Genomic DNA, 23,512 nt, shown 5'->3' on the forward strand with positions numbered 1-23,512 from the left:
CAACATTTTTTGCGAGGCAAGACCCATGTTTCCCAAGATCACCAAGATGAATATCGTGCCCGTCGCGGGCTACGACGGCTTTCTGCTGAACCTCAGCGGCGGCCATGCGCCCTGGTTTGTTCGATGTGTCGTGGTATTGGAGGATAGCGCTGGCAACAAGGGCGTAGGCGAGATCCCGTCCAGTGACGGTATTCTCAAGGGTCTCGAGCAGTGCCGTTCGCTGATCGAGGGCGCTCAGGTCAACGAGATGAAAAAGGTTCTGAGCCAGGCCCGTCAGGTGCTCTCGCGTAACGGGCCCGAAGAACGGGGGCGCCAGACCTTCGATCTGCGCGTGGCCGTGCACGTCGTCACCGCCATCGAATCGGCGCTGTTTGACCTCTTCGGCCAGGCGCTCGGGATGCCCGTGGCCGATCTCCTGGGGCAGTACGGCCGCCAGCGCGATGAGGTCGAAGCGCTTGGCTACCTGTTCCTGCTCGGCGACCCGGACAAGACCGATCTGCCGTATCCGAAGACGACCGACCCGGTCGATGCCTGGGACGAGGTACGCTACCGCGAGGCGATGACGCCGGATGCCGTGGCCAACCTGGCCAAGGCCGCCTTTGATCGCTACGGCTTCAAGGACTTCAAGCTCAAGGGTGGCGTGCTGCCTGGCGAGGAAGAGGCCGACTGCATTCGTGCCTTGCACGAGGCCTTCCCCGAGGCGCGTCTGACGCTGGACCCCAATGGCGCCTGGAGCCTCGAGGAGGCGGTGCGGGTGTTGGAGCCGATCAAGGGGCTATTGAGCTACGCCGAGGATCCCTGTGGTCAGGAGGGCGGATTCTCGGGCCGCGAGACCATGGCCGAATTCAAGAAGCGCACCGGCCTTCCTACGGCCACCAACATGATCGCCACCGACTACAAGCAGCTCAAGCTGGCGGTTCAGCTTAACGCCGTGGACATTCCCCTGGCCGACTGTCACTTCTGGACCATGCAGGGGGCAGTCGCGGTAGGGGAGCTTTGCAACGAGTGGGGCATGACCTGGGGCTCGCACAGCAACAACCATTTCGACATCTCGCTGGCGATGATGACGCATGTGGCAGCGGCGTGTCCCGGCGAGATCACGGCCATCGATACGCACTGGATCTGGCAAGACGGGCAACGCATCACCCAGGAACCGCTGACAATCCGCGATGGCAAGTTGACGGTCCCGAAGACGCCTGGTCTGGGGATCACGCTGGACGAGGACAAGTTGATGGAGGCGCATCAACTCTACCGTCAGCTGGATGTCGGTCAGCGCGACGACGCCATGGCGATGCAGTTTCTGATACCGGGGTGGTCTTTCGATCCGAAGCGGCCAGCCCTCGTTCGTTAGAGCTTTCAGGCGTATTCAGTGACATGAGCGATCCTATTGTGTAACAGCACTGGGGCTTGCCTCCTTCGGGTTCTCCCCAGTGCGTCACTATCATGCTTGGTCAGTAAGGAAGATAAAGATGAGCATTCAACTTTGGTCACGATTATCGTGAAGTCGCTTGCGGAACCACAAGACCAACACTACCTTGAAGGTTGTATGATGTATGACAAAAAGACGTAGCATTTAGTTATCCATCCATGAGACTCCGCAACAGAAACCAAATCTTCTGCTGTAGTTAAGAAGAAGCCACATTGACGCGCAAAAGAGGACGACCGGGTGAAATTTTCAGTAGACGAGGTGACACGCGCCCTGGGGGATGGATTGCTCTCCTTTCCCATCACCGACTTCGACGAGCAGGGCAACTTCGATCCCGACAGCTATCGCCAGCGCCTGACGTGGTTTATCAGCCACGACATTTCGGCCGTCTTTGTCGCCGGCGGGACGGGCGAGTTCTTCAACCTGACCCTCGAGGAGTTCCGTGAGATCGTCACCCTGGCGGTCGAAGTGGTGGACGGCAAGTTGCCGGTGATTGCCAGTGCCGGCTTGAGCGTCGGCAGCGGCAAGGCCTTCGCCAAGGCGGCGGAAGAGGCGGGCGCCGACGGGATCCTGCTGATGCCGCCCTACCTGACCGAGTGTCCCCAGGATGGCCTGGTCGAGTATGCCCGGCAGATCTGCGATGCCACCTCGCTCAATGTCGTTTACTACAACCGCGGCAACGGCATTTTGACTGCCGCCTCCGTCCAGGCACTGGCCGACAGCTGCGCCAATTTCATCGCGCTCAAGGACGGCAAGGGTGACATCCAGGCGCTGAACAAGATCGTCAAGACGGTCGGGGATCGTCTGGTCTATATCGGGGGCGTCCCCACCGCCGAAATCTTCGCCGAGGCGTATCTGTCCATCGGCGTCAATACGTACTCATCGGCCGTGTTCAACTTCGTTCCGGACATGGCCGTGACGTTCTACAAGGAACTGCGCAAGGGCAACAGTGAAGCCGTCAAGCAGATCACCAACGACTTCTTCATTCCCTTCGTGGACCTCAGGGATCGGAAGGCCGGCTATGCGGTCAGCCTGATCAAGGCGGGCGCCGAGCTCATCGGTCGCCCGGCGGGAAGTGTCCGGGCGCCGCTGAGCATGCCGACTTCCGAGGAGCGCCAGCAGCTCGAAAAGCTGATTGGCAGTGTCAAGCAGTAATCAAACTTCGCCAGTTTCATCAAAGAAAGGTTTACTGAAATGCAAACAAAGACAATCAGAGCAGGTGCACTACTCCCCGCTACCACCATCGTAGCTTCGATGATGCTGTTTGCCGCCCCAGTTCAAGCAGAAGATTGGAGAGGGTGGAATATTCACCCACCAGGTTATCCAAATACCGTTGCCTTGGAAGCCTTCGCAGAAGCGGTAGGAGAAAAGACGGAGGGCCGAGTCACCGCTCAGGTCTACAACAATGCGGTACTGGGTGATCAACCCGATGCCATTGAGCAGACACGCAGCGGTGCACTGGATTTCGCCAACTTCAACATGGGACCCATGGGACCCATCGTCAACGAAACCAACGTGCTTTCCCTGCCCTTTATCTTCGACAGTGTCGACCACATGCACACCGTCATGGATGGAGAAATCGGCGACCGTTTCGCCGAGGCATTGGCCGAAAAGAATCTGATCGCCTTGTCATGGTTTGACTCTGGTGCAAGGAGTCTCTACAACACCGAGCGTCCGATTCATACACCCGAGGACGTCCAGGGACTCAAGATTCGGGTCATGAATAACGATCTTTACGTAAACATGATCGAGGCATTGGGAGGCAATGCCACGCCGATGGCTTATGGAGAAGTTTATCAGAGTCTGACAACCGGCGTACTGGATGGAGCCGAGAACAACTATCCATCATTCGAGTCGAGTAACCACTATGAAGCTGTCGGTTACTATTCCCTGACTGAGCATCTTATTATTCCCGAGTGCCTATGTATTGCAAAGGCAAGCTGGGAAGCCCTTTCAGATGAAGATCAGACCATCATCGAAGAGGAAGCCGTGAAAGCTTCTCAAATGCAGCGTGAGCTTTGGGTAAAGAGCTCGCAGGAAAGCCGCCAGAAGGTCCTGGATGCAGGGGTCGAGATCAATGAAGTGGAAGATAAGGCCGCTTTCCAGGAGTTGATGCAGCCCGTCTATGCGGAGTTCATTGCTGAAAACCCCGAGCTGGAATCGCTGATCGACGATATCCGGACCACCGAGTAACATTTTATCAATACCACTCTCCCGGCAAATGACCTCTGCCGGGAGATCACAAGGAATGACCACGTGACTACCTCCCCCGAAACGTCGGAAGAGGGCAGGGACTCCCCACCAGAAAGCAGCGTAGATCGACTCCTGGATAGTATTGCCGCTTTCTGTCTCTGGACGGGAGGCATCCTTCTCGTCGCCCTCATCATCATTTTTGGTTGGCTGGTCTTCGGCCGGTATGTACTAAACGACACGCCGACATGGGTGGAACAGGCAGCCTTGGTAATGATCGTCTATATCACCTGCCTTGGGGCTGCAGCCGGCGTGCGCTACAACACTCATCTCAATATCGATTTCATACGCGAAGGCCTCCCCGCTCCCATCAATCGCGCAATGCATCACCTTGCTGACCTCTTCGTATTGATGTTCGGAGGCTTCATGGCCCAACAGGGATGGGGATTGGTGATGACGAATCTGGAGAGGGCCATCCCAATGATCGGTCTGTCTGAAAGCTGGCGAGCGGCACCCCTTGTGGTCTGCGGTGTGCTCATGGTTCTTTTCTCGGGCGCCAATATTTGCAAGCGAATTTTTGCCCAAGAAATGAAGAGGAACTAACTATGGGACTGATCATACTTTTCGGGATCTTCTTTCTGGGATTGATCGTCGGTGCGCCAGTGGCCTTTGCCGTGGGTCTGGCCGCCATCGCCGCCTTTATCTATGAAGGCTTGCCTCTGTTCGTCGCCTTTCAGCGTATTCTCTCCGGGATATCCGTTTTTTCATTGTTGGCGATTCCCTTCTTTATTTTCGCAGGCGAGCTGATGCTGCATGGCGGGATCTCCACCCGCCTGGTGCGACTCGCCTCGGCGATGGTCGGCAGGATCCGCGGCGGTCTGGGCATGGTAAACATCTTTGCCTCCATGCTGTTCGGGGGCATTTCGGGTTCAGCAGTGGCAGACACGTCGGCACTCGGGTCCATTCTGGTGCCTATCATGAAGGAAAAGGGTTACGACGCAGATTACGCCGTCAACGTGACGGTGACATCCTCGGTTGCCGGGGTAGTGATACCGCCCAGCCACAACATGATTCTCTACGCGGTAGCTGCGGGTGGCGGCATCTCGGTGACCCAGCTTTTCATCGCGGGTATCGTACCTGGCATCCTGATGTGCCTGACCCTGGCCGTGGCGGCCTATGTCGTCGCAGTGAAGCGCGGCTATAAGGGAGAAGCCTTTCCCGGCTGGCGTGCCCTTGTGATCAGCATGGCGGTTGCCCTGCCAGGGCTCCTCACCGCAGTGATCATCGTCGGTGGGGTCCTCTCGGGGATCCTGACGGTGACCGAGTCGGGGGCGTTCGGTGCCATCTATGCAGTGGTGGTGACTGGGCTTGTCTATCGTGAGCTGAAATGGGAACCCTTCAAGGTCGCCGTACTCCAGTCCGTCAAGACGACTTCCCTAGTGATGATTCTCGTGGGCTGTGCCTCGGCATTCTCCTACTTGCTCGCACTCTACAATGTCCCGGAGATGCTGACATCGGGCCTCATGGCGATTTCCGATCGACCCCTCGTCATCTTCCTGATGCTCAATCTCATTCTGCTGGTGCTGGGAATGATCATGGACATGGCGGCGCTGATATTGATCTGCACGCCGATCTTTCTTCCCGTGGCAATGGAGTTCGGCATGGACCCGATCCAGTTCGGGATCATCCTGATGATGAACCTGGGGCTGGGTCTTTGTACGCCACCCGTGGGGGCCTGTCTCTTCGTAGGCTGCGTGATAGGAAAGATCAAGATCGAGCAGGCGGTGCGCACCATCTGGCCATTCTATCTTGCTCTTCTTGTCGCCTTGATGCTCGTAACCTATGTCCCGGCGATCTCCCTGACGCTACCTGGCATGTTCGATTGATACTTTTTCATGGATTCACGTAAATGAAAGTAGAAGCTGTACATACCCATATCCTCGACCACAGGCTGGATACGACCTTCGAGAGTGCTTCCATGCATTTTGCCCGTCGCCAACACTGCCTGGTCGAGGTGGTCTGTGATGATGGCACCATCGGTTGGGGCGAGTGCCTGGGGCCGGCGAAGTTAAATGCTGCGGTCGTCGAAGCCTATGCGGCGGCTTTGATCGGTCAGGATCCATTACAAACAGAAAAAATATGGCTTGAGCTTTACAACCGCCTGCGTGACCAAGGGCAGCGAGGCCTGACCGTTACCGCCTTGAGTGGCATCGATATTGCGCTCTGGGATATCAAGGGCAAGCATTTCGGGGCGTCCATCTCCATGCTATTGGGCGGGCGCTTCCGTGACAGTGTGCGTGCCTATGCCACCGGTTCCTTCCGGCGTGAAGGTGTCGACCGAGTCGAGGACATTTCGCGTGAAGTCGCGGGCTATCGGCAGCAGGGGTTTCATGCCGTAAAGATCAAGATCGGCTTCGATGTCGAGGAGGACCTGCGTGTCATCGAGGCGGTGCGCGAATCCATCGGGCCTGACGTGCGCCTGATGATCGACGCCAACCATGGCTACGATTATTTGGAGGCGGTGGAGGTGGGCAGGCGTGCCGCGCATTTTGGCGTCGACTGGTTCGAGGAACCGGTACTGCCGGAGCATATTTCAGCCTATCGTGCCGTGCGCGCCGATCAACCGATCCCCGTGGCGGGAGGCGAAACCTGGCACGGCCGTTATGCCATGCTCGAACCCTTGTCGACCCGCGCCGTGGATATTCTGCAACCCGACATCTGCGGGGTAGGAGGCTTCACCGAGATTCGTCGAGTGGCCGACATGGCGGCCACGCACGGCGTGCGCCTGGTGCCGCATGTCTGGGGCACGGCCGTGTGCCTGGCCGCTAGCCTGCAACTCATGGCCGCGATGCTGCCCAATCCACCTCGTCGTAACCCGATCGAGCCCATCCTTGAATTTGATCGCACGGAGAACCCGTTCCGTCAGGCCGTCGTGCAAACGCCGATCGAGCATGACCAAGGCGTGGTGCGCATCCCGGACGGCCCTGGCCTGGGTATCGAGATCAACCGCGACGCGTTGCGCCAATTCGCTTTGAAGGAGACATGAGCGTGTCAGAGATTCCTGTCAACACTCGGCCGCTCGATGGCCCGGCACCCAAGCTCAAGGCGCCGGCCGGGGCCACCGACTGCCATATTCACCTGTACCTGCCCGGCTACGAGGCCCAGCCTGGCGGTCCGAAGATTCCCGAACTGGCAACGGTCGCGGATTATCGCAAGTTCCAGCGCTGGCTGTCGCTGGAGCGTGTGGTGGTCACCCAACCCAACGCTTATCAGCGTGACAACAGTGCACTGCTCGCGGCGCTCGATCAGTTGGGCACCGATAACGCGCGTGGCGTTGCCGCGGTGACGCCCGAGACCCCGGCCGGCGACCTGCAGGCGTGGCACGAAAAGGGCGTGCGCGGGGCACGGATCATGAATCTGCCGGGTGGCGCGGTCACCAACGATGAGATGCTCGCCGTCGAGCAACGAATCCGCCCGCTGGGTTGGCACCTGATGGTGCAGTTCAACGGCTGCAAGCTGAACGACTATCTTGACGACCTGCGACGTATTGAAGGCGAGTACATCATCGACCATATCGGCAAGTTCATGCCACCGGTGCCGGCGGACGATGCCCGGGTCGACGAGATCCTGCGGCTACTCGATCGCGGCAATGCCTGGTTCAAGATCTGCGCCGGCTATGAAGCCAGCCAGACTGGCGGTCCCGACTACGCGGATATCGGGGCGATCGCCAAACGAGTCATCGACCACGCGCCCGAGCGCATCATCTGGGGTTCCAACTGGCCGCACGTCGGTGTGCCGCGCGAGCAGTACCCCGACGATACCGAGCAGCTCGACGTGTTACTCCACTGGGCGCCTGAAGCGTTGCACCGCCAGATCCTGGTGGATAATCCGGCGAAACTATACGGCTTCTAGTCGTCCTGCGCTGTTTTGTGACTGGCGCACGGTCTTGGCGATGGCCGTGCGTTTCGAACATCAAAAAGGAGTGTTTTCATGTTGAACCGAATCCTGGTGACGGGAGCCGCCGGTGGCCTGGGGCAGGCCCTTCGTCCCCATCTGCCGCGACTGGCCCGTCGGATCAGGCTGTCGGACGTGGCTGATCTCGGTGAGGCGGCCGATCATGAAGAACTGGTTCACGCCGACCTGGCCGATACCGAGGCTGTCAGTGGCCTGGTAGCAGATTGCGATGGAGTCATTCACCTGGGCGGCATGTCGGTCGAGACGCCATGGGAAAGCATTCTCCAGGCCAATATCATCGGCACCTACAACCTCTATGAGGCGGCTCGACAGCTGGGCAAGCCACGTGTTGTCTTCGCCAGCTCCAACCACACCATCGGCTTTTATCCGCGTACCACGCGCATCGACACCGAAGTGCCGCATCGCCCCGATTCCCTGTATGGCGTCTCCAAGTGCTTCGGCGAGGATCTGGCGAGCCTCTATTTCCACAAGTTCGGCATCGAGACGCTGAGCGTGCGGATCGGCTCCTGCTTCCCCAAGCCGGCCGATGCTCGCATGATGGCCACCTGGATGAGCGTCGAGGACTTCGTGAGCCTGCTTGAGCGTGCCTTCGTGGCGCCGAAACTGGGCAATACGGTGGTCTATGGCGCCTCGGACAACCAGGAGACATGGTGGGACAACAGCCGGGTGGCCTTCCTCGGCTGGGTGCCCAAGGACAGCTCGGAGCCCTGGCGCGAGGAGATCGCGCAGCAATCCGTGCAGCCTCCCGATGATCCCGCCGTCGTCTATCAAGGCGGTAAGTTCGTCACCTTCGGTCATCCGGATGACCGAAGGTGACATATAGCGCTTTGCATGTCGCCCGGAGGCACCCATGGATGATCAAGTAAGACTTTCGCTAGACGAAGCCTGGGCACTAAGCGTCGATATTCTCGAGCGGCATGGTTTCTCGTCGGCACATGCTGCCGCCATCGCCCGAAGCGTGGTAGCGGCCCAGCGCGACGAGTGTCACTCGCATGGCCTGTATCGACTCCTCGATTGCGTTCGCACCGTCAGGCATGGCGGAGTTGACCCGTGTGCCGTTCCTGAAGTGATCGACCAGGCGTCGGGTGTGGTGAGTGTGGATGCGCGAAGAGGGTGTTCGCTATTGGCCTTCGAGACTGGCCGGAAACATCTAATCGACAAGGCCCGTGCCAATGGAGTAGCGGTCCTGGCGGTCAACAACGCCTTTCACTTCTCGGCGTTGTGGCCTGAGGTTGAATCTCTGGCGGAACAGGGTTTGGTGGCGCTGGCGATGACACCGAGCCATGCCTATGTCGCGCCAGCCGGGGGGCAGTCGCCGCTGTTGGGCACCAACCCTATCGCCTTCGCCTGGCCGCGGCCGGATGGCCTACCATTCGCCTTTGATTTCGCCACGAGTATGGTGGCGCGCGGCGAGGTCGAACTCCACCGTCGGGCAGGGAAGAGCCTTCCGGAAGGCTGGGCGCTGGATGGAGAGGGGCAACCGGCGACAGACCCCACAACCGCTCTGGCGGGCGCGCTGCTGCCTTTCGGTGGCCACAAGGGGTCGGCCCTGTCGATCATGATCGAACTACTTGCCGGGCCGCTGATCGGTGATCGCTTGGGCCACCAGACCCGACCGGCGGACGGGAGCGGGAAGGGAGCGCCGCAGCATGGTGAATTCATCCTGGCCATGGATCCAGGTGCCTTTCTCGGTGCGGACGCCGAGACGCACCTGCGCCAGGCCGAGGCTTTATTCGAAGGGGTCATCGCACAGGGTGCCCGCCTGCCGTCGCAGCGTCGCCATGCCGCCAGGAAGCGTAGCCAGGCCGAGGGCATGACGATTCCCTCCGAGCTGTATGAAGAATTGGTGCATCTCAGGAATAGCGACGGGACCTAGGCGCTTCTCGTGATGATCGGTCAAATCCGACTGGCTTCCAGCCAGTAATATAGGTGTGTTTCCCAGGATTTCCGGATGGGATATTGTGCCGGTCGACGGCATTATCGAGTGACCCGGGCCCGGGCAGTTAACAAGAATAAGGGAAGCCCTGGTGTTGAGCTTCCCTTTTTTACAGTGAGGCTGGTATTGACTGCGCCCATTTTCTGACTTTGGCCGACTTGATGATTTATACAGTGGACGAGGCGGTGATAATTCTTGAAATCGCGCGTCTTATCAACGATAAATAATATTCATTAATCGCCAAAATGGCGGCAAGATCGACCCGGTATTAAACTTTAGTCTCGATTTCGTTCCTCTTTCTTGCGGCATGGGTCCGTACAGACTAGCTTGTACTTTGTATGATGTATGACATGTTGTGGTTTGCTACGACACCATCGACATCTACGTACGCTGACGGTTCGAAAGTCTTTTATCCGATAGCTACAAGTACTGCAAGTTGTCTTCGCCGATTAGTAGCTAGAATAATCTGTGTGCCAAGTCATTTTTAGCTTGGTGTGTGAAAAAATAGGAGTAGGCATAATGTACAAGAAACCCATTCTGACGCTAGCTGGTGTTATCGCATTATCCACGATGGCCGGGGCAGTGCAGGCCGATTATCCTGAGCGCGACATTCGAGTGATTGTCCCTTGGGGTGCGGGTGGTGGTACCGATGGCATCGTGCGCAAACTGACAAGCATTGCCGAAGATAGCCTCGATGTTTCCATGTATGTGGAAAATATCGAGGGGGGCGTTAGTGCCACCGGTATTGGCCAGGTCATGAGCTCTCGTCCAGATGGCTATACCATTGGCGCGCTTACCTATGACAGCATCGTAACCGTACCTTGGCAAGGGATGTTGCCGAGCTACAAGATGGACAGGCTGAAACTGATTGCACGAGTGACGAGCGAGCCCGACGCTATCGTGGTGGATGCCGATTCCGATTATGAAACGATTCATGATCTGATCGAGGCGGCCAAGGCAGATCCGGGTGAGGTTCGCGTTGCCATCCAGAATCTGGGCGGGCGAATCCACCTGGCGATTCTGCAGTTGCAGGAGCTGACCGATACGGAATTCAGGATCGTCTCTTATCCAGGCGGTGCAGCCCCACAGAAGGAGGCCATCCTGTCCGACGAGGTCGATGTCGCTCTGACCAGTCTGGGCGATTTTTCCAATCTTCTGGAAGATGGCACCGTGCGGGGTCTCGTCGAGTTCTCGGATACCCAGAACCCCACTTATCCCGAGGTGCCCACCACGGTGGATGAGGGGATCGATCTGCAGATTGGCAGCTTCATCGTCTTCGCGGCACCGGCGGATACCCCGGACGTGGCCATCGAGGTGCTGGAAAACGCTTACCAGACGGCGTACGACAGCGATGAGTTTCAGGAGTGGGTGGCCAATGTCGGGGTAACACCCAACTGGCTGGGGACCGATGAGGTGACTCCCTGGGCCGAGGAAACGGCCGAGTCGCTGTTCGATGAAATGGATGCGCTGGTCGAAGCCGGCATCATGTCCAAGTAATCGACAGCATAAGACAGCATAAAGAGTATAACCAACGTGGCACCGGCGTCCGGTGCCACGAGGTCTTCCTACAAAGGGTTCTGAGTCAATGAACAACGTCGAACGATTCAGAAAGTCGGCGGTGCTGTTCCCAGTCTTCCTGCTAATCTTGACCACGATCTACCTGGCAGAAGCATTAAGCATACGCTCGCAGTTTGGCGGTGACACCATTGTGGGACCGCGTTTCATGCCCATCCTCATGGCGATCATCATGTATGTGGCGCTTATCGTCGTGCTGGTGGGTGAGTTGCGTCGAGACGAGGAGTCGGCATCCAGTGGCTCCTTCCTCAGGCCGTTGCTGGTAGTTGTGGCGACGGGCATTTATATCGCGCTATTCCGTCCCTTGGGTTATGTGCCTGCCACCTTGGGTTTCGTGATAGCCCTGTTTCTTATCTTTGACTTCGAAAGGCGACGCCCCGCTTTCTTCGCATTCTATGTGATTGCCGTGACAGCTCTCTTTTACGGCTTGTTTGCCGGTGTTTTTGGGGTGCGGCTGCCCCCTGTGTTAGGAGGATTCTGATGGAGACGTTTATCAGTTTCCTGGGCGGTTTTGGTGCGTTGCTGAGTTGGGAAGTGCTTGGTTTCATGATTGCCGGTTTCTTGATCGGCACGTTTTTCGGTGCGATGCCCGGTCTTACCTCCGTGCTGGCCATTGCACTGCTACTGCCCATTACCTACACGATCGACGTGGTCCCGGCGCTGGTCATGTGCGCCTCCATCTTCATGGCAGGGATGTACTCGGGGAGCATAACGGCCACGACGATCAATATCCCCGGCGCGCCGTCCTCGATGATGACCGCGGTGGAAGGCAATGCCTTGATGCTCAAGGGGCATGGCGCCAACGCGCTGGGACATGCGGCGCTGGGCTCGATGATCGGCGGCTCGATCGGCGCGATCCTGCTCATGGCGTTCATGCCGCTCGCGGCTGAGCTTGCGCTGCTGATCCGCACCCCGGGGAAGTTCTCGCTAGTCCTCTTCGCACTGGTGGTCATCATCATCGTCGACAAGGGGGCCATCGCCAAGGGCATCGTCGCGACCTCGCTTGGCATCATGCTGGCCACCGTAGGGATCGATGTGCTCCAGCCGATTCCGCGCTTCGAGTTCGGAACCGAACTGCTGGTCGAGGGTATCGGTTTGATGCCGGTGGTGATCGGTGCGTTTGCGGTGAGCGAGCTGCTGGTCCAGGCCCAGAACTGGAACCTCTCACTTGAAGGAACCCTTGAGCGGGCGAAGGCCCTCAGGATTCGTCGGCGTGATTTCATCCCGCCCTGGTCGGAGATCCGTCAGATCGGGTTCTTTACCTACATCAAGAGCGCGATCATGGGCTATAGCATTGGCATTCTGCCCGGCGCGGGTGGCTCGATGGCCGCCTTCGTCGCCTATGCCGATGCCAAGCGCAGCTCAAAGCAACCCGAAGAATATGGCTATGGCAGTCGTGAAGGGATTGCCGCTGCTGAATCGGCGAACAACTCCATGTGCGGCGGTGCCTTCGTGCCCATGCTGATGTTCGGGATTCCGGGGGATCCGACCACGGCCATCGTGCTGGGCGTGTTGGTCATCAATGGCTTGCAGCCTGGGCCGCGTTTGCTCGAACAGCAGGCTGACCTTATCGCGCCCATGTTTGCTTCCTTGTTCGTGAGTGCCCTGATCCTTATCCCGCTGACGCTGTTCCTGTTCGGGCCGTATTTCATCAAGATCGTCTCGATTCCCCGCGGCCTTCTCTACAGCTCCATCGCGGTGGTGGCGCTCGTCGGAAGCTACGTGGCGACCTATTCGATTTTCCAGATGTTCCTGGCGCTGATGTTCGGCGTGCTGGCCTTCTTCCTGCGCAAGCATAACTACTCGGTGGTGGCCATGCTGTTGGGCTTCATCCTGGGTCCGGACCTGGAGCAGTATCTGCGACGATCCTTGTCATTCAACGACGGCAATCCGATCGTCTTCCTGACGAATCTTGACAGCCTGGCATTTCTAATATTGACCGTAGTATTCGCCTATTTAATCCTTCGCAAGAAGCCAAAGCTCGACGCCATACCCTAGTCGTGACAACAGCCATGGCCTCACTTACTCGACTCGCGTCATCAGCCTCGCTGGTGGCGCGAGTCTCTGCCATCAGGAACCCGACATGACCACAACGCCACGACCCTCCCCACGCACCGGGGGGAAAGTGCTGGTTGACCAGCTCATCATCCACGGTGCCGATAGCGGCTATTGCGTGCCCGGGGAAAGCTACTTGGAAGTGCTCGACGCCCTCTATGATCAGCGCGAGCATTTCACGCTCTACAATGCGCGCCATGAAGCCGGCGCGGCGAACATGACTGAGGCCTATGGCAAGCTGACGGGCCGCCCCGGTATCTGCCTGGTGACGCGTGGCCCGGGGGCCTGCCACGCCGCCATCGGCGTGCATATCGCTCAGCAGGATTCGACGCCGATGATTCTGCTGGTTGGCCAGGTCGACCGCGGCTCCCTGGACCGGGAAGCGTTTCAGGAGATCGACTACCGGGTCATGTTCGCCGGTGTGGCCAAGTGGGTCGCCCAGATCGATGACGCTCGCCGGATTCCGGAATACATGTCGCGTGCCTTTCGAGTCGCCACCTCGGGCCGTCCGGGGCCGGTGGTGCTGGCCCTGCCCGAAGACATGTTGACCGATGTCGTCGAGGTCGATGATGCGCCACCCTATACGCCATCTCGGCCAAGCGTTGCCCTTGAAGAGATCGAGCGAATCGGTGCCCTGGTGTCGCGTGCCGAGCGCCCGATGATGCTGGTGGGCGGCTCGGGCTGGACGGATGAGGCCTGTGCGCAGATCAGGACATTTGCCGAGGCCAACGGGATCCCGGTGGCCTGTTCCTTCCGGCGCCAGGATATCCTCGACAACGCCTCGGATTGCTATGTGGGCGACTTCGGTACCGCCGTGGTGCCGTCGCTGATCAAGCGTCTGGCCGAGGCCGACCTGCTGTTGGTCGTCGGCGCCCGGCTCGGCGAGATGACCACCAAGACCTACACCACGCTCACTTCCCCGAATCCCACCCAGACGCTGATCCACGCGCATGTCGACCCGGACGAGATAGGCCGTGTCTTCAGCCCAGCGCTGGGTGTCGTTTCGGCGCCCGACAAGCTCGCCGCCGCGTTGGCGCCATGCGATTGGGCGCAGCGCAGCCGTTGGAGCGAGTGGTGCCAGACGCTTCGCGACGAGTACCTTGCCGATATCCAGCCACCGGCGCACGACTATCCGCTCAACATGGGCGCGGCGATGCACGAGTTGCGCGACAGCCTGCCGAAGGATTGTATCGTGACCCTGGACGCCGGAAATCATACCGGCTGGGCGCAGCGGTTCCTGGCTTATCAACGTCCCGGTCGGATCATCGGTTCGACCTGCGGCTCGATGGGCTATTCGGTGCCCGCCTCCGTGGCGGCGTCGTTGCGCGAGCCCGACAAGTGCGTGCTGGCATTTGTCGGTGATGGCGGCTTCATGATGAGCGGCGTCGAGATTGCCACTGCCGTGCAACATGGCGGCCGGCCCATCGTGTTGCTGTTCAATAACGGCACGTACGGCACGATCCGAATGCATCAGGAGCGCGACCATCCGGGACGCGTCTCGGGGACCGACCTTGTGAACCCCGATTTCGGCCAGATGGCCGCCGGGCTCGGCGCGCATTTCGAGCGCGTCAGCGATACGGGCAGCGTCAAGCCGGCCCTGGAGCGAGCCATAGCCTCGGGCCGTCCCGCCGTTATCGAACTGATGACCGATCCGGAGCGTATTTCGACGCGCACCACCGTTTCGGCACTGCGTTCCGCCTGACCGGTCCCTAGGTCAAGGGGTGGGGCGGCGCTATTCGGTCAAACAGTGGCTAGGGCCCGAGTGTTTCTCGTGAGACGCCGGCCTCCGACGAGCCTCAATCCTTGAAGAAGGGCGCGGGGACGACGATCTTGTTCTCCTGGCTGACCAGGTAACCCGCCTCGGCGCTTTTCTTGAGATAGGCGGCCCAGTCGGGGTCTTTCTGCATGGCGGCACGTCGCTGGCTGCGGTCAGCGGCGTCCTGGAACACCCAGATATGCACGTACGAGTTCACGTTTCCGGTCTCGACCGGGCCGTAAAGCAGTGGTTCGCCCAGGTGGCGTCTCTGGATCGGCCAGCCATGTTCCTCGTAGAGTGCCATTTGCTTTTTCAAGGTGCCGGGGATGCAGGTATAGGTGCGGTGGTCATAAAGCATGTCGATGCTCCTTGTGCGGAATCGGCCAACCGGCAGTGAGGCGGCTGGCAGTTCGGTGATGCTGTGGTGGCGCATGCAATGACGAGCCCCCATCCAGCGTGCGTAACAGGGCCAGAGGCCTAGCGGACAAGACAAGCGGGATCAATGGGCTGCCCTTGATCGAAGGCCGTAATGTTGGCCGCCCAATGTGACACCATGCGTACCAGATTGTCTCGCGTCAGCCCGCTGACATGGGGCAGGGTCACGACGCTGTCGAGAGCGAGCAGGGGATTGTCGGCAGCGACGGGTTCTTTTTCGAACACATCGAGTCCCGCACCTGCCAGATGGGCGCTTTCCAGCGCGGCGACGAGCGCCGTTTCATCGACCAGTGCGCCGCGCGACGTATTGATCAGCACCGAGCCCGGTTTCATCAGGGCCAGGCAATCCGGCCCGAGCAAATGGTGGGTATCTGCCGTCAGGGGAAGATGCAGGCTGATGACATCGCACTGCGCCAGCAAGGCGTCCATGTCGGCGAAGCGCAGGGAGGAACCGGCGACGGGGCCGGAGGGCTTGGTGTAGACGATCTCGCAGCCGAACCCCTGAAGCCGCGCGGCGACTTGCTGGCCGATGGCGCCAAGCCCGATCAGCCCGACGGTGGCTGATGACAGATCGAAGGTCCGCTGCCAGAGATCCTTCATTTCCCACTGGCCCGTACGCATGGACGCATGGACCTGTGGTATGCGGCGCAGGGTGGCCAGCATCAGCCCGATCGTCATGTCCGCTACCGTCGGGGCATTCACGCCGGGGCTGCGCGCGACGGTGATGCCTCTGGCACGGGCCTCGACCAACGGAATCCCGTCGGTTCCCGTGCCCCACTGATGGATGAGCCGGACAGCCCTGGCCTGCTCCAGCACGCTGGCGGGGAAGCGCAGGCCACGCGTGACGATATAGGGGGCGTCAACGACGATATCTGCAAAATCATCCGGGTGACCGGATCTAGGAAACCGCATGTCGAGCCCGGGGCAGATCTTGCGCACGAACGACTGCATGTCGGCGGTCATGGGCTCAAGCACGGCGACCGGTCCGGTGCGTGTCATGAGTCGGCCTCGCTCGGATTTCGCTTCATCTCGACCTCTTTGGCTGTCGGATGTCTGTTTCGTTGAAGTAGAGAAATGTCATTGGACATGGCCGTTACGGGTAATGCCGGTTAACGTGGGGCATTCTTACCCTGAAGACGGGCTTTTATACGGTAAAATCTAGCTGATCATGCTATGCTGTATGACATCATACAGCGATACAACACAAACATCATGATTAAGGATGTTGACATGGTGACGGATCCTGCCCCAATCAATGTGCGAAGGGCGCCTCAACAGGGGAGTCTATCCGTTCATGTGGCGGATCAACTTGAGTCTCTGATCACAAAGGGTAAGGTGGCGGTGGGTAATAAACTGCCGACCGAAAATAGCCTTTGCGAGTCCTTCGGGGTCAGTCGTACGGTGATTCGCGAAGCGATTACCCACCTGAAGTCGTTGGGTCTGGTCGAGACGCGTCGGGGTGTCGGCACGACGGTGCTGCGGGCCACCACCGTGGAAGCCAAGCCCGCCGAGCGCATCAACCCAACGACGGTCGAGGACATATTGCATTTGCTCGAGTTGAGGTTGACGCTCGAGCCTACCGCTGCCGAGTTGGCGGCATTGCGTCATGACGACGAGGACCGTCGAGAGCTTGTTGAACGCCATGAGGCCTTCGGCAAGGCTCACCTGGAAAAAACCCAGGCGCGCAGTGAGGACTATCACTTTCACTTTGCCATCGCCCAGGCGACCAAGAATCCTTTCTTCAAGTCTTTCTACGAGCAGTGGAGCCAAAGCGTGATTCCACGGGCCAAGCTACTCAGCATCGAAATCGATACCACTTCCTCCAAGCGTTACTTGGAGCGTGTTCACGAAGAGCATACCTACATCCTCGAGGCGATTCTGTCGCGGGATGCCGAGGCCGCTCGTGAAACCATGTTTCAGCATCTCAACCGTGCGCGGAACACGTATGCCAAGTATCGCGATCAATGACCGGGGCGTATAAAACGTGGCTGGCGCATCATAATCATTGCCATAGCGCTCAGCCAACCCCCTTCTTTTTCTTAGTGACTCAGGAGAGCTCATGACTATCAGTGGAAACATGTTGATCGGCCAGCAAGCCGTCAGCGGCCAGCAAGCCGAGATCCACGCCGTCAACCCGGCCACCGGCGAGACCCTGTCCCCGGCCTATGCCGGCGGCAGCAAGGCAGAGGTCGAAAAGGCCTGCGCGCTGGCCGAGGCGGCATTTGACGCCTATCGCGAGACCTCGCTTGAAGACCGTGCGACCTTCCTTGAGTCCATCGCCAGCGAAATCGAGGCGATCGGCGATCAGCTGACCGAGCGCGGCGTAGCCGAGACCGGCCTGCCCGAGGCTCGCCTCCAGGGCGAGCGTGGCCGTACCTGCGGCCAGCTGCGGCTGTTCGCTTCCGTCGTGCGTGCCGGCGAATGGCTCGACGTGCGCGTCGATCCGGCGCTGCCCGAGCGTGAGCCGATGCCGCGCGTCGACCTACGCCAGCGCCATATTGCCCTGGGCCCGGTGGCGGTGTTCGGTGCCAGCAATTTCCCGCTGGCCTTCAGTGTCGCTGGTGGCGATACCGCCTCGGCGCTTGCCGCCGGCTGCCCGGTGGTGGTCAAGGGCCATTCCGCCCATCCCGGCACCTCGGAGCTGGTCGGTCGCGCCATCCAGCGAGCCGTCAAGGCGTGCGGGTTGCCCGAGGGCACCTTCTCGCTGCTGTTCGGCTCGGGCCGCGAGATCGGCCAGGCGCTGGTCGCTGACCCGCGCATCCAGGCGGTGGGCTTCACCGGTTCGCGTAGCGGCGGCACGGCGCTGATGGCCACCGCCCAGGCGCGCCCGCAGCCGATTCCGGTCTACGCTGAGATGAGCTCGATCAACCCGGTGTTTCTCCTCCCCGAGGCGCTCAAGGCACGCGGTGACAAGATCGCCGAGGGCTTCGCCGCCTCGCTCAGCATGGGTGCCGGGCAGTTCTGCACCAACCCCGGGCTGGTGATCGCGATCGAGGGCCCCGAACTCGACGCCTTCGTCGCCGCCGCCGGTGAAGCGGTCAAGGGCAGCGCCGCCCAGACCATGCTCACCCCGGGCATCCATGACGCCTACGAGCAGGGCGTCAACCGGCTGGCCGGCCACGCCAAGGTCACGGAAGCCGCCCGCGGCCAGGCCGGCGAGACCGCCCACCCCGCCCAGGCCGGGCTATTCGTCACGCAGGCCGAGGCTTTCCTCAACGATCCTGCCCTGCAGGAAGAAGTGTTCGGCTCGACCTCGCTGGTGATCGCCTGTGCCGACGTGCAGGAAGTGCGCCGCGTCGCCGCCGAGCTTGAAGGCCAGCTGACCATCACCCTGCAGATGGACGACGGTGATCTTGATACTGCCCGGCAGCTGCTGCCGACGCTGGAGCGCAAGGCCGGCCGGATACTCGCCAACGGCTGGCCCACCGGCGTGGAAGTCTGCCACGCCATGGTCCACGGCGGGCCCTACCCGGCGACCTCGGATAGCCGCACCACCTCGGTGGGCAGCGCGGCGATCTTCCGCTTCCTGCGCCCGGTGTGCTACCAGGCACTGCCCACGGGCCTGCTGCCCGAGGCGCTCAAGGATGCCAACCCGCTGGGCGTGAGCCGCCTGGTCGATGGCAAGCGTGAAGTCTAAGGGCGGAGCAAGCGGTGTCACGTAGACAAGGGGGCGGCCGGGAGGCCGGCCCCTTTTTGCTGTCGCCGAGGAATGGCGATCACCTTATGAGCGTTCGGGACTAGATCAACTGGGCAAGCTTGAGCAGGAAGATGCCAAGGCTCACTGTTGCCATGCTACCGAAGGTACTGATGACGATAATGTTGGCGGCCAGCTGTTCATTGCCGCCGACGGCTTTCGCCATGACGTAACTGATGGCAGCGCCAGGGCTGGCGAGGAACAGAAACAGGATGCCGAGCTCGGCGCCACGGAAGCCCAGCGGCAGGGCCATGACGACTCCAAGTGCCGGCATGCCGATAATCTTCCACAGGCTCGCCTCCAGCGCCTGACCGCGTGTCTGGTTGACCGCTTTGAGGGTTAAGCTGCCGCCGATACAGATCAGTGCCAAGGGCAATGACAGCGAGCCGAAATATTCCCCCGACGTCATCAGCCAGGTAGGCAGCGTAATGCCGGAATAAGCCACCGGGATCGCTGCCAGGATGCTGATGATGAGCGGATTGACGGCTATCTCGCGGAAGATTGAGGTGAGGTTGGAGCTTGCGGTGGGACTGTAAAGCGCAAGAATGATCGCCGACAGCACCAGATTCAGCACGATGACGCCGCCGGCCATGATGCCACCCAGCGACAGGCCGTAATCGCCGTACATGCTGGCCGCAAGCGCCAAGCCGACAATCCCGCAATTGCCGCGAAAGGCGCCCTGAACAAAAACGCCGCGATCGAGGCGGGGACTGCGCCAGATGGCCCATACCCAAATCAGCAAAAAGCACAGTGTCGTGACTGCCAGGTAATAAATGATCAGGCCGGGTTGCAGGGCGCTTGCCAGGTCTGCCTTGATAATGCTCATAAAAAGCAGCGTCGGCATCGTGGCCTTGAACACGAGACTGGACGCCGTGTTGATGAAAGGCATGTCGATCCAGCCGATGCGTTTGAGCAGGATGCCGATCATGACCATGGAGAACACCGGCAGAGTCACTTCCAGTGTGCCGAAAAAGACGTCAATCGGGCCCATCAGCGAGCCAGCCACAAGCCGACCACCAAGGCCGCGAGCGTCGTGGCGAAGAACAGGGTATTACGCAGGCGGGTGTCGCGGGGCGGCTTGGTCACAGGTTCTCCTGGCGCTGTCTTGTCGACAGGTGCTAAAGCGAGTGTTTGCTTATCATGGGAAAAGCGGGCCACGATGGTAAACCCGTTAGTTTGCTACCGCTAGTCAGGTGACCACCATGCACGAGCACACGACTCAGCGAGACACGCTGGTTTTCGCCCATGCCAATGAGCTTTCTGACATTGGCTATCGAAGCGTCCAGGCCCCATTGTCGAAGCGACTTACCTCGTATTCACCGGATCGCCTGGGGCATCACGGCGGGAAAGCAGTCCCAGTGGACATTCACGCGCAAACCTCATGCATGGACCGAATAATCGTCGAGTGTGACGGTGATCCGGCATCGTCGGATTTCAATGGCATCATCTATTATCGGGAGCACGCACGCGATGACAGCTCAAGGATCATCACCGACTGCATCGGCGCAACGCCCGTCACCGAAAGCCTCCTGGCTAGAGGCCAGGCGGCTGGCTCGTATCTTCTGTCTCGACGACTTCGAGCCGGCGGCCAGGCGACACCTGCCGCGGCCGATCTTCGGCTATGTCGCCGGGGCGGCAGAGACCAATGCGTCATACCGCGACAACCGTGCCGTGTTCGACGAATACGGCTTCAGGCAACGGGTGCTGCGCGATGTCAGTGGGCGCGAGTCATCGCTCGACCTGCTGGGGGGGCGCTATTCGGCCCCCTTCGGCATTGCTCCGATGGGCATTTCCTCCTTGACCGGCTATCGGGGGGATCTGGCCCAGGCACGGGCGGCCGAGCGGGCCGGCATCCCGATGATCCTCAGTGGCTCCTCGCTGATCCGGCTCGAGGAGGTGGTCGAGGCGGCACCGAGTACCTGGTTCCAGGCCTATCTGCCCGCCGATTCGTCACAAATCGCTGCGCTGGTCGATCGTGTGGCGCAGGCGGGTGTGGAAACCCTGGTGGTGACCGTGGATTCCGCCGTCGTCCCCAACCGCGAGAACAACCTGCGCAATGGCTTTCGGACGCCACTACGTCCGGACCTCCGACTGCTCTGGGATGGCGTGACGCATCCGGCCTGGAGCCTGGGAACCTTCCTGCGCACTATGCTTCACCACGGCATGCCTCATTTCGAGAACAACACCGCCGAGCGCGGCGCCGCCATCCTGTCGCGGCATGCCACTCGCGACTTCTCGGGTCGGGAACACCTGGACTGGGAGGAATGGCGGTGCATCCGTCGCCAATGGCAGGGCAACCTGGTGATCAAGGGCCTGCTGCACCCGGAAGATGTGGCCACCGCGCGTCAGCATGGTGCCGATGGGGTCATCCTCTCCAATCATGGCGGACGCCAGCTCGACGGTGCCGTCTCGCCGATGCGAGCGCTACCTGAGGCCTTGGACGTCGCCGGGGAGATGGCGGTGATGATCGACAGCGGCTTCAGACGCGGTACCGATGTGATCAAGGCACTGGCCCTGGGGGCTCGCTGTGCCTTCATCGGACGCCCCTTCAACTATGCCGCCGCCATCGGTGGGGAAGCCGGCGTGGATCACGCCATCGAACTGCTGATGTCGGAAATCCGCGCCGACATGGGCATGCTGGGGATCAACCGGCTGGCGGAACTCGACCCCGCGATGCTGGTAGACCTGGCGCTGTCTTGTCGACAGGTGCCAAAGCGAGCGTTTGCTTATCATGGGAAAAGCGGGCCACGATGCTAAACCCGTTAGTTTGCGACCGCTAGTCAGGATACCATCATGCACGAGCACACGACTCAGCGAGACACTCTGGTTTTCGCCCATGCCAACGGGTTTCCTGGCATCAGCTATCGAAGCTTCCTGGCACCCTTGGCGGAGCAGTTTACCCTGTACCCGATGGATCGTATGGGGCATCACCCGGATTTCCCGGTCGGGCATAACTGGTTCTCTTTGCGTGATGAGTTGCTGGAACATCTGACCCATATCGAGACGCCAGTGATCGGCGTCGGGCATTCCATGGGCGGCGTGCTGATGGCTATGGCGGCCGAGCAGGCTCCTGAGCGGTTTCGTTGCGTGATAATGCTGGATCCACCGCTGATGCTGGGTCCCGATGCCTGGGCCGTTAAGCTCGCCAAGTTGATGGGATTTGTCGACCGCGTCACGCCGGCGGGAAAGAGCCAGGGCCGGCGCATCATCTGGCCGGACAGTGACGCCATGGCCCACTACCTGCGTCGTCGGGGACTTTTTCGACGCTTTACTGAGTCGGCACTGCAGGATTATATCGAGGGTGGCACCCGGACCCTGGAAGATGGGCGAGTGACATTGATCTACGATCCCCAGATCGAGGTGGATATCTTTCGTCATCTGCCCGACCACCTGGGCACCCTGCCGCGGCGCCTGAGAGTGCCCGCAGGGGTGCTGGCTGGCGCGCAGTCCGACCTTCTGACCCCGCGACGTCGCAAGCGTCTCGCCCGCCATGGCATCAAGGTCCGCGAAGTGACCGGAAGCCATATGTTTCCGATGGAGAGCCCCGACGAAGCCCGTCAGGCATTGCTGGCAATGCTGCATACCCTGCTGGAAGATCGATCATGACCGACCCTCATTCGCTGCGCCTCGCCGACGGTCGCCTGGCCGCGCTGAGCTGGGGTGAGGCCACTGCGCCTACCTGGCTCGCGCTTCACGGCTGGCTCGATAATGCTGCTAGTTTTACGCGGCTGGCGCCGCCATTGGTCGAGCGTCTCGGTATTCGCGTGGTCGCCATCGATTTTGCCGGCCACGGTCTCTCGCAGCCACTCGGCGGCGATACCGATTATGCCCTCTGGGATTACTGCCACGATCTGCTCGACGCGTGCGATGCGCTGCAGATCGAACGGGCGACTCTGCTGGCCCACTCCTTGGGTGCCGGAGTCTCTTGTCTGGTGGCCGCAGCACTTCCCGAGCGAGTGGCACGTCTGATGCTGATCGATGGGGTGGGAGTACTGACCACGCCGGCCGATGAGGCCCATCAGCAGTTGCGAAAAGGGTTGTTGGGCCATCGGCGCTCCAGGTCCCTGGCACCGCGCTATCCTGATAGTGAGACGGCAATATCCGCCCGGGTGGCTGGTGGCGTGACGCCCATCGATCCCCGAACCGCCGAGCCGGTGGTGAGGCGTAATCTCGCGCGCGACGAAGGCGGTGGCCTACGGCTGCGCACCGATGGTCGGTTGTTGCGCCCTTCGCCGGTGCGCTTCTGTCCCGAGCAGGCACTGGCTATGCTGGCGGCGATTCGCTGCCAGGTGCTGTTGATCGAGGGTGAGGACGGCATCCTCGGCGAGCGCGACATGGCTAGGCGGGCCCGCGCCGCCGTGCCAGGACTCGAACGCCGGGTATTGCCCGGGGGCCATCATCTGCATCTGGAGCCTGATGCTGTCGGAGGCGTAGTCGATACGCTCGTGGCCTGGCAGCCAATTCTGTGAC

Annotated in this window: 21 protein-coding genes; 18 read left to right on the forward strand and 3 right to left on the reverse strand. The window is 60.4% G+C overall.

Features of this window, described 5'->3' with window-relative positions; translation table 11 throughout:
- The first annotated feature begins 25 nt into the window (after window positions 1–25).
- The 13 genes from KG088_RS12055 (at window position 26) to KG088_RS12115 (ending at window position 14,859) form a co-directional block, all read left to right on the forward strand.
- Window positions 26–1,351, forward strand: coding sequence for an enolase C-terminal domain-like protein (locus KG088_RS12055; RefSeq protein ID WP_213825774.1), 1,326 nt, complete (start codon window positions 26–28; stop codon window positions 1,349–1,351).
- 315 nt (window positions 1,352–1,666) lie between these two features.
- Window positions 1,667–2,581 (forward strand): 5-dehydro-4-deoxyglucarate dehydratase, encoded by a 915-nt coding sequence (kdgD, locus tag KG088_RS12060; RefSeq protein ID WP_213825775.1) that lies wholly within the window; start codon window positions 1,667–1,669, stop codon window positions 2,579–2,581.
- Window positions 2,582–2,680: 99 nt separating this feature from the next.
- Window positions 2,681–3,619, forward strand: coding sequence for a TRAP transporter substrate-binding protein (locus KG088_RS12065; RefSeq protein ID WP_406565604.1), 939 nt, complete (start codon window positions 2,681–2,683; stop codon window positions 3,617–3,619).
- A gap of 63 nt (window positions 3,620–3,682) precedes the next feature.
- Complete coding sequence (locus KG088_RS12070; RefSeq protein ID WP_213825777.1) at window positions 3,683–4,219, forward strand: TRAP transporter small permease; 537 nt, start codon at window positions 3,683–3,685, stop codon at window positions 4,217–4,219.
- Between the two features lie 2 nt (window positions 4,220–4,221).
- Window positions 4,222–5,502 carry a TRAP transporter large permease gene (locus tag KG088_RS12075; RefSeq protein WP_213825778.1) on the forward strand — a complete coding sequence of 427 codons (1,281 nt, stop codon included), beginning with the start codon at window positions 4,222–4,224 and terminating at the stop codon, window positions 5,500–5,502.
- 23 nt (window positions 5,503–5,525) lie between these two features.
- Window positions 5,526–6,662: a mandelate racemase/muconate lactonizing enzyme family protein gene (locus KG088_RS12080; protein WP_213825779.1), complete on the forward strand. Its 1,137-nt coding sequence runs from the start codon at window positions 5,526–5,528 to the stop codon at window positions 6,660–6,662.
- A gap of 2 nt (window positions 6,663–6,664) precedes the next feature.
- Window positions 6,665–7,528: an amidohydrolase family protein gene (locus KG088_RS12085; protein WP_319941428.1), complete on the forward strand. Its 864-nt coding sequence runs from the start codon at window positions 6,665–6,667 to the stop codon at window positions 7,526–7,528.
- A gap of 78 nt (window positions 7,529–7,606) precedes the next feature.
- Window positions 7,607–8,407 carry an NAD-dependent epimerase/dehydratase family protein gene (locus tag KG088_RS12090; protein ID WP_213825781.1) on the forward strand — a complete coding sequence of 267 codons (801 nt, stop codon included), beginning with the start codon at window positions 7,607–7,609 and terminating at the stop codon, window positions 8,405–8,407.
- 34 nt (window positions 8,408–8,441) lie between these two features.
- A complete protein-coding gene (locus tag KG088_RS12095; protein ID WP_213825782.1) occupies window positions 8,442–9,467 on the forward strand; it encodes an Ldh family oxidoreductase in 1,026 nt (341 codons plus the stop codon).
- A gap of 579 nt (window positions 9,468–10,046) precedes the next feature.
- Window positions 10,047–11,024, forward strand: coding sequence for a Bug family tripartite tricarboxylate transporter substrate binding protein (locus tag KG088_RS12100; protein WP_213825783.1), 978 nt, complete (start codon window positions 10,047–10,049; stop codon window positions 11,022–11,024).
- 88 nt (window positions 11,025–11,112) lie between these two features.
- Window positions 11,113–11,583 (forward strand): tripartite tricarboxylate transporter TctB family protein, encoded by a 471-nt coding sequence (locus tag KG088_RS12105; RefSeq protein ID WP_213825784.1) that lies wholly within the window; start codon window positions 11,113–11,115, stop codon window positions 11,581–11,583.
- Entirely contained in the window at window positions 11,583–13,100 is a 1,518-nt protein-coding gene (locus KG088_RS12110) for a tripartite tricarboxylate transporter permease (protein WP_213825785.1), read from the forward strand. The genes KG088_RS12105 and KG088_RS12110 overlap by 1 nt, the downstream gene beginning before the upstream one ends.
- A gap of 85 nt (window positions 13,101–13,185) precedes the next feature.
- Window positions 13,186–14,859: a thiamine pyrophosphate-binding protein gene (locus tag KG088_RS12115; protein WP_213825786.1), complete on the forward strand. Its 1,674-nt coding sequence runs from the start codon at window positions 13,186–13,188 to the stop codon at window positions 14,857–14,859.
- Between the two features lie 94 nt (window positions 14,860–14,953).
- Here KG088_RS12115 and KG088_RS12120 read toward each other — a convergent pair whose 3' ends face one another.
- Together KG088_RS12120 and KG088_RS12125 are read right to left on the reverse strand one after the other, a co-directional pair.
- Window positions 14,954–15,271 (reverse strand): NIPSNAP family protein, encoded by a 318-nt coding sequence (locus KG088_RS12120; protein WP_213825787.1) that lies wholly within the window; start codon window positions 15,269–15,271, stop codon window positions 14,954–14,956.
- A gap of 119 nt (window positions 15,272–15,390) precedes the next feature.
- On the reverse strand, window positions 15,391–16,347 hold the full coding sequence (locus tag KG088_RS12125; RefSeq protein ID WP_213825788.1) for a 2-hydroxyacid dehydrogenase: 957 nt from the start codon (window positions 16,345–16,347) through the stop codon (window positions 15,391–15,393).
- Between the two features lie 231 nt (window positions 16,348–16,578).
- On the opposite strand from KG088_RS12125, the gene KG088_RS12130 reads away from it, so the two are divergent.
- Together KG088_RS12130 and KG088_RS12135 are read left to right on the forward strand one after the other, a co-directional pair.
- Window positions 16,579–17,316: a FadR/GntR family transcriptional regulator gene (locus KG088_RS12130; protein WP_213825789.1), complete on the forward strand. Its 738-nt coding sequence runs from the start codon at window positions 16,579–16,581 to the stop codon at window positions 17,314–17,316.
- 91 nt (window positions 17,317–17,407) lie between these two features.
- Entirely contained in the window at window positions 17,408–18,985 is a 1,578-nt protein-coding gene (locus KG088_RS12135) for an aldehyde dehydrogenase (NADP(+)) (RefSeq protein ID WP_213825790.1), read from the forward strand.
- A 100-nt stretch (window positions 18,986–19,085) separates the two neighbouring features.
- On the opposite strand, the gene KG088_RS12140 is transcribed toward KG088_RS12135, so the two are convergent.
- On the reverse strand, window positions 19,086–20,033 hold the full coding sequence (locus KG088_RS12140; RefSeq protein ID WP_213825791.1) for an AEC family transporter: 948 nt from the start codon (window positions 20,031–20,033) through the stop codon (window positions 19,086–19,088).
- A gap of 479 nt (window positions 20,034–20,512) precedes the next feature.
- Here KG088_RS12140 and KG088_RS12145 point away from each other — a divergent pair, with 479 nt between their 5' ends.
- Genes KG088_RS12145 through KG088_RS12155 form a run of 3 tightly spaced genes read left to right on the forward strand, consistent with a single transcriptional unit; the run spans window position 20,513 to window position 23,511 of the window.
- Window positions 20,513–21,799 carry an alpha-hydroxy acid oxidase gene (locus KG088_RS12145; protein WP_213825792.1) on the forward strand — a complete coding sequence of 429 codons (1,287 nt, stop codon included), beginning with the start codon at window positions 20,513–20,515 and terminating at the stop codon, window positions 21,797–21,799.
- Window positions 21,800–21,835: 36 nt separating this feature from the next.
- Complete coding sequence (locus KG088_RS12150) at window positions 21,836–22,648, forward strand: alpha/beta fold hydrolase (protein ID WP_213825793.1); 813 nt, start codon at window positions 21,836–21,838, stop codon at window positions 22,646–22,648.
- Complete coding sequence (locus tag KG088_RS12155) at window positions 22,645–23,511, forward strand: alpha/beta fold hydrolase (RefSeq protein ID WP_213825794.1); 867 nt, start codon at window positions 22,645–22,647, stop codon at window positions 23,509–23,511. Before KG088_RS12150 ends, KG088_RS12155 begins: the two co-directional genes overlap by 4 nt.
- The last annotated feature ends 1 nt before the right edge of the window (window position 23,512 follow it).

The sequence above is a fragment of the Halomonas jincaotanensis genome, from assembly GCF_018448785.1.
In the GTDB taxonomy this organism is placed as follows: Bacteria; Pseudomonadota; Gammaproteobacteria; order Pseudomonadales; family Halomonadaceae; genus Halomonas; species Halomonas jincaotanensis.

What these genes read in the sequence shown, in the direction of transcription:
- KG088_RS12055 (WP_213825774.1), top strand. Translation starts at nt 26, where the DNA reads ATGTTTCCCAAGATCACCAAGATGAATATCGTGCCCGTCGCGGGCTAC.
- KG088_RS12065 (WP_406565604.1), top strand. Translation starts at nt 2,681, where the DNA reads ATGATGCTGTTTGCCGCCCCAGTTCAAGCAGAAGATTGGAGAGGGTGG.
- KG088_RS12075 (WP_213825778.1), top strand. Translation starts at nt 4,222, where the DNA reads ATGGGACTGATCATACTTTTCGGGATCTTCTTTCTGGGATTGATCGTC.
- KG088_RS12080 (WP_213825779.1), top strand. Translation starts at nt 5,526, where the DNA reads ATGAAAGTAGAAGCTGTACATACCCATATCCTCGACCACAGGCTGGAT.
- KG088_RS12090 (WP_213825781.1), top strand. Translation starts at nt 7,607, where the DNA reads ATGTTGAACCGAATCCTGGTGACGGGAGCCGCCGGTGGCCTGGGGCAG.
- KG088_RS12095 (WP_213825782.1), top strand. Translation starts at nt 8,442, where the DNA reads ATGGATGATCAAGTAAGACTTTCGCTAGACGAAGCCTGGGCACTAAGC.
- KG088_RS12100 (WP_213825783.1), top strand. Translation starts at nt 10,047, where the DNA reads ATGTACAAGAAACCCATTCTGACGCTAGCTGGTGTTATCGCATTATCC.
- KG088_RS12105 (WP_213825784.1), top strand. Translation starts at nt 11,113, where the DNA reads ATGAACAACGTCGAACGATTCAGAAAGTCGGCGGTGCTGTTCCCAGTC.
- KG088_RS12110 (WP_213825785.1), top strand. Translation starts at nt 11,583, where the DNA reads ATGGAGACGTTTATCAGTTTCCTGGGCGGTTTTGGTGCGTTGCTGAGT.
- KG088_RS12115 (WP_213825786.1), top strand. Translation starts at nt 13,186, where the DNA reads ATGACCACAACGCCACGACCCTCCCCACGCACCGGGGGGAAAGTGCTG.
- KG088_RS12120 (WP_213825787.1), bottom strand. Translation starts at nt 15,271, where the DNA reads ATGCTTTATGACCACCGCACCTATACCTGCATCCCCGGCACCTTGAAA.
- KG088_RS12125 (WP_213825788.1), bottom strand. Translation starts at nt 16,347, where the DNA reads ATGACACGCACCGGACCGGTCGCCGTGCTTGAGCCCATGACCGCCGAC.
- KG088_RS12130 (WP_213825789.1), top strand. Translation starts at nt 16,579, where the DNA reads ATGGTGACGGATCCTGCCCCAATCAATGTGCGAAGGGCGCCTCAACAG.
- KG088_RS12135 (WP_213825790.1), top strand. Translation starts at nt 17,408, where the DNA reads ATGACTATCAGTGGAAACATGTTGATCGGCCAGCAAGCCGTCAGCGGC.
- KG088_RS12140 (WP_213825791.1), bottom strand. Translation starts at nt 20,033, where the DNA reads ATGGGCCCGATTGACGTCTTTTTCGGCACACTGGAAGTGACTCTGCCG.
- KG088_RS12145 (WP_213825792.1), top strand. Translation starts at nt 20,513, where the DNA reads ATGACAGCTCAAGGATCATCACCGACTGCATCGGCGCAACGCCCGTCA.
- KG088_RS12150 (WP_213825793.1), top strand. Translation starts at nt 21,836, where the DNA reads ATGCACGAGCACACGACTCAGCGAGACACTCTGGTTTTCGCCCATGCC.
- KG088_RS12155 (WP_213825794.1), top strand. Translation starts at nt 22,645, where the DNA reads ATGACCGACCCTCATTCGCTGCGCCTCGCCGACGGTCGCCTGGCCGCG.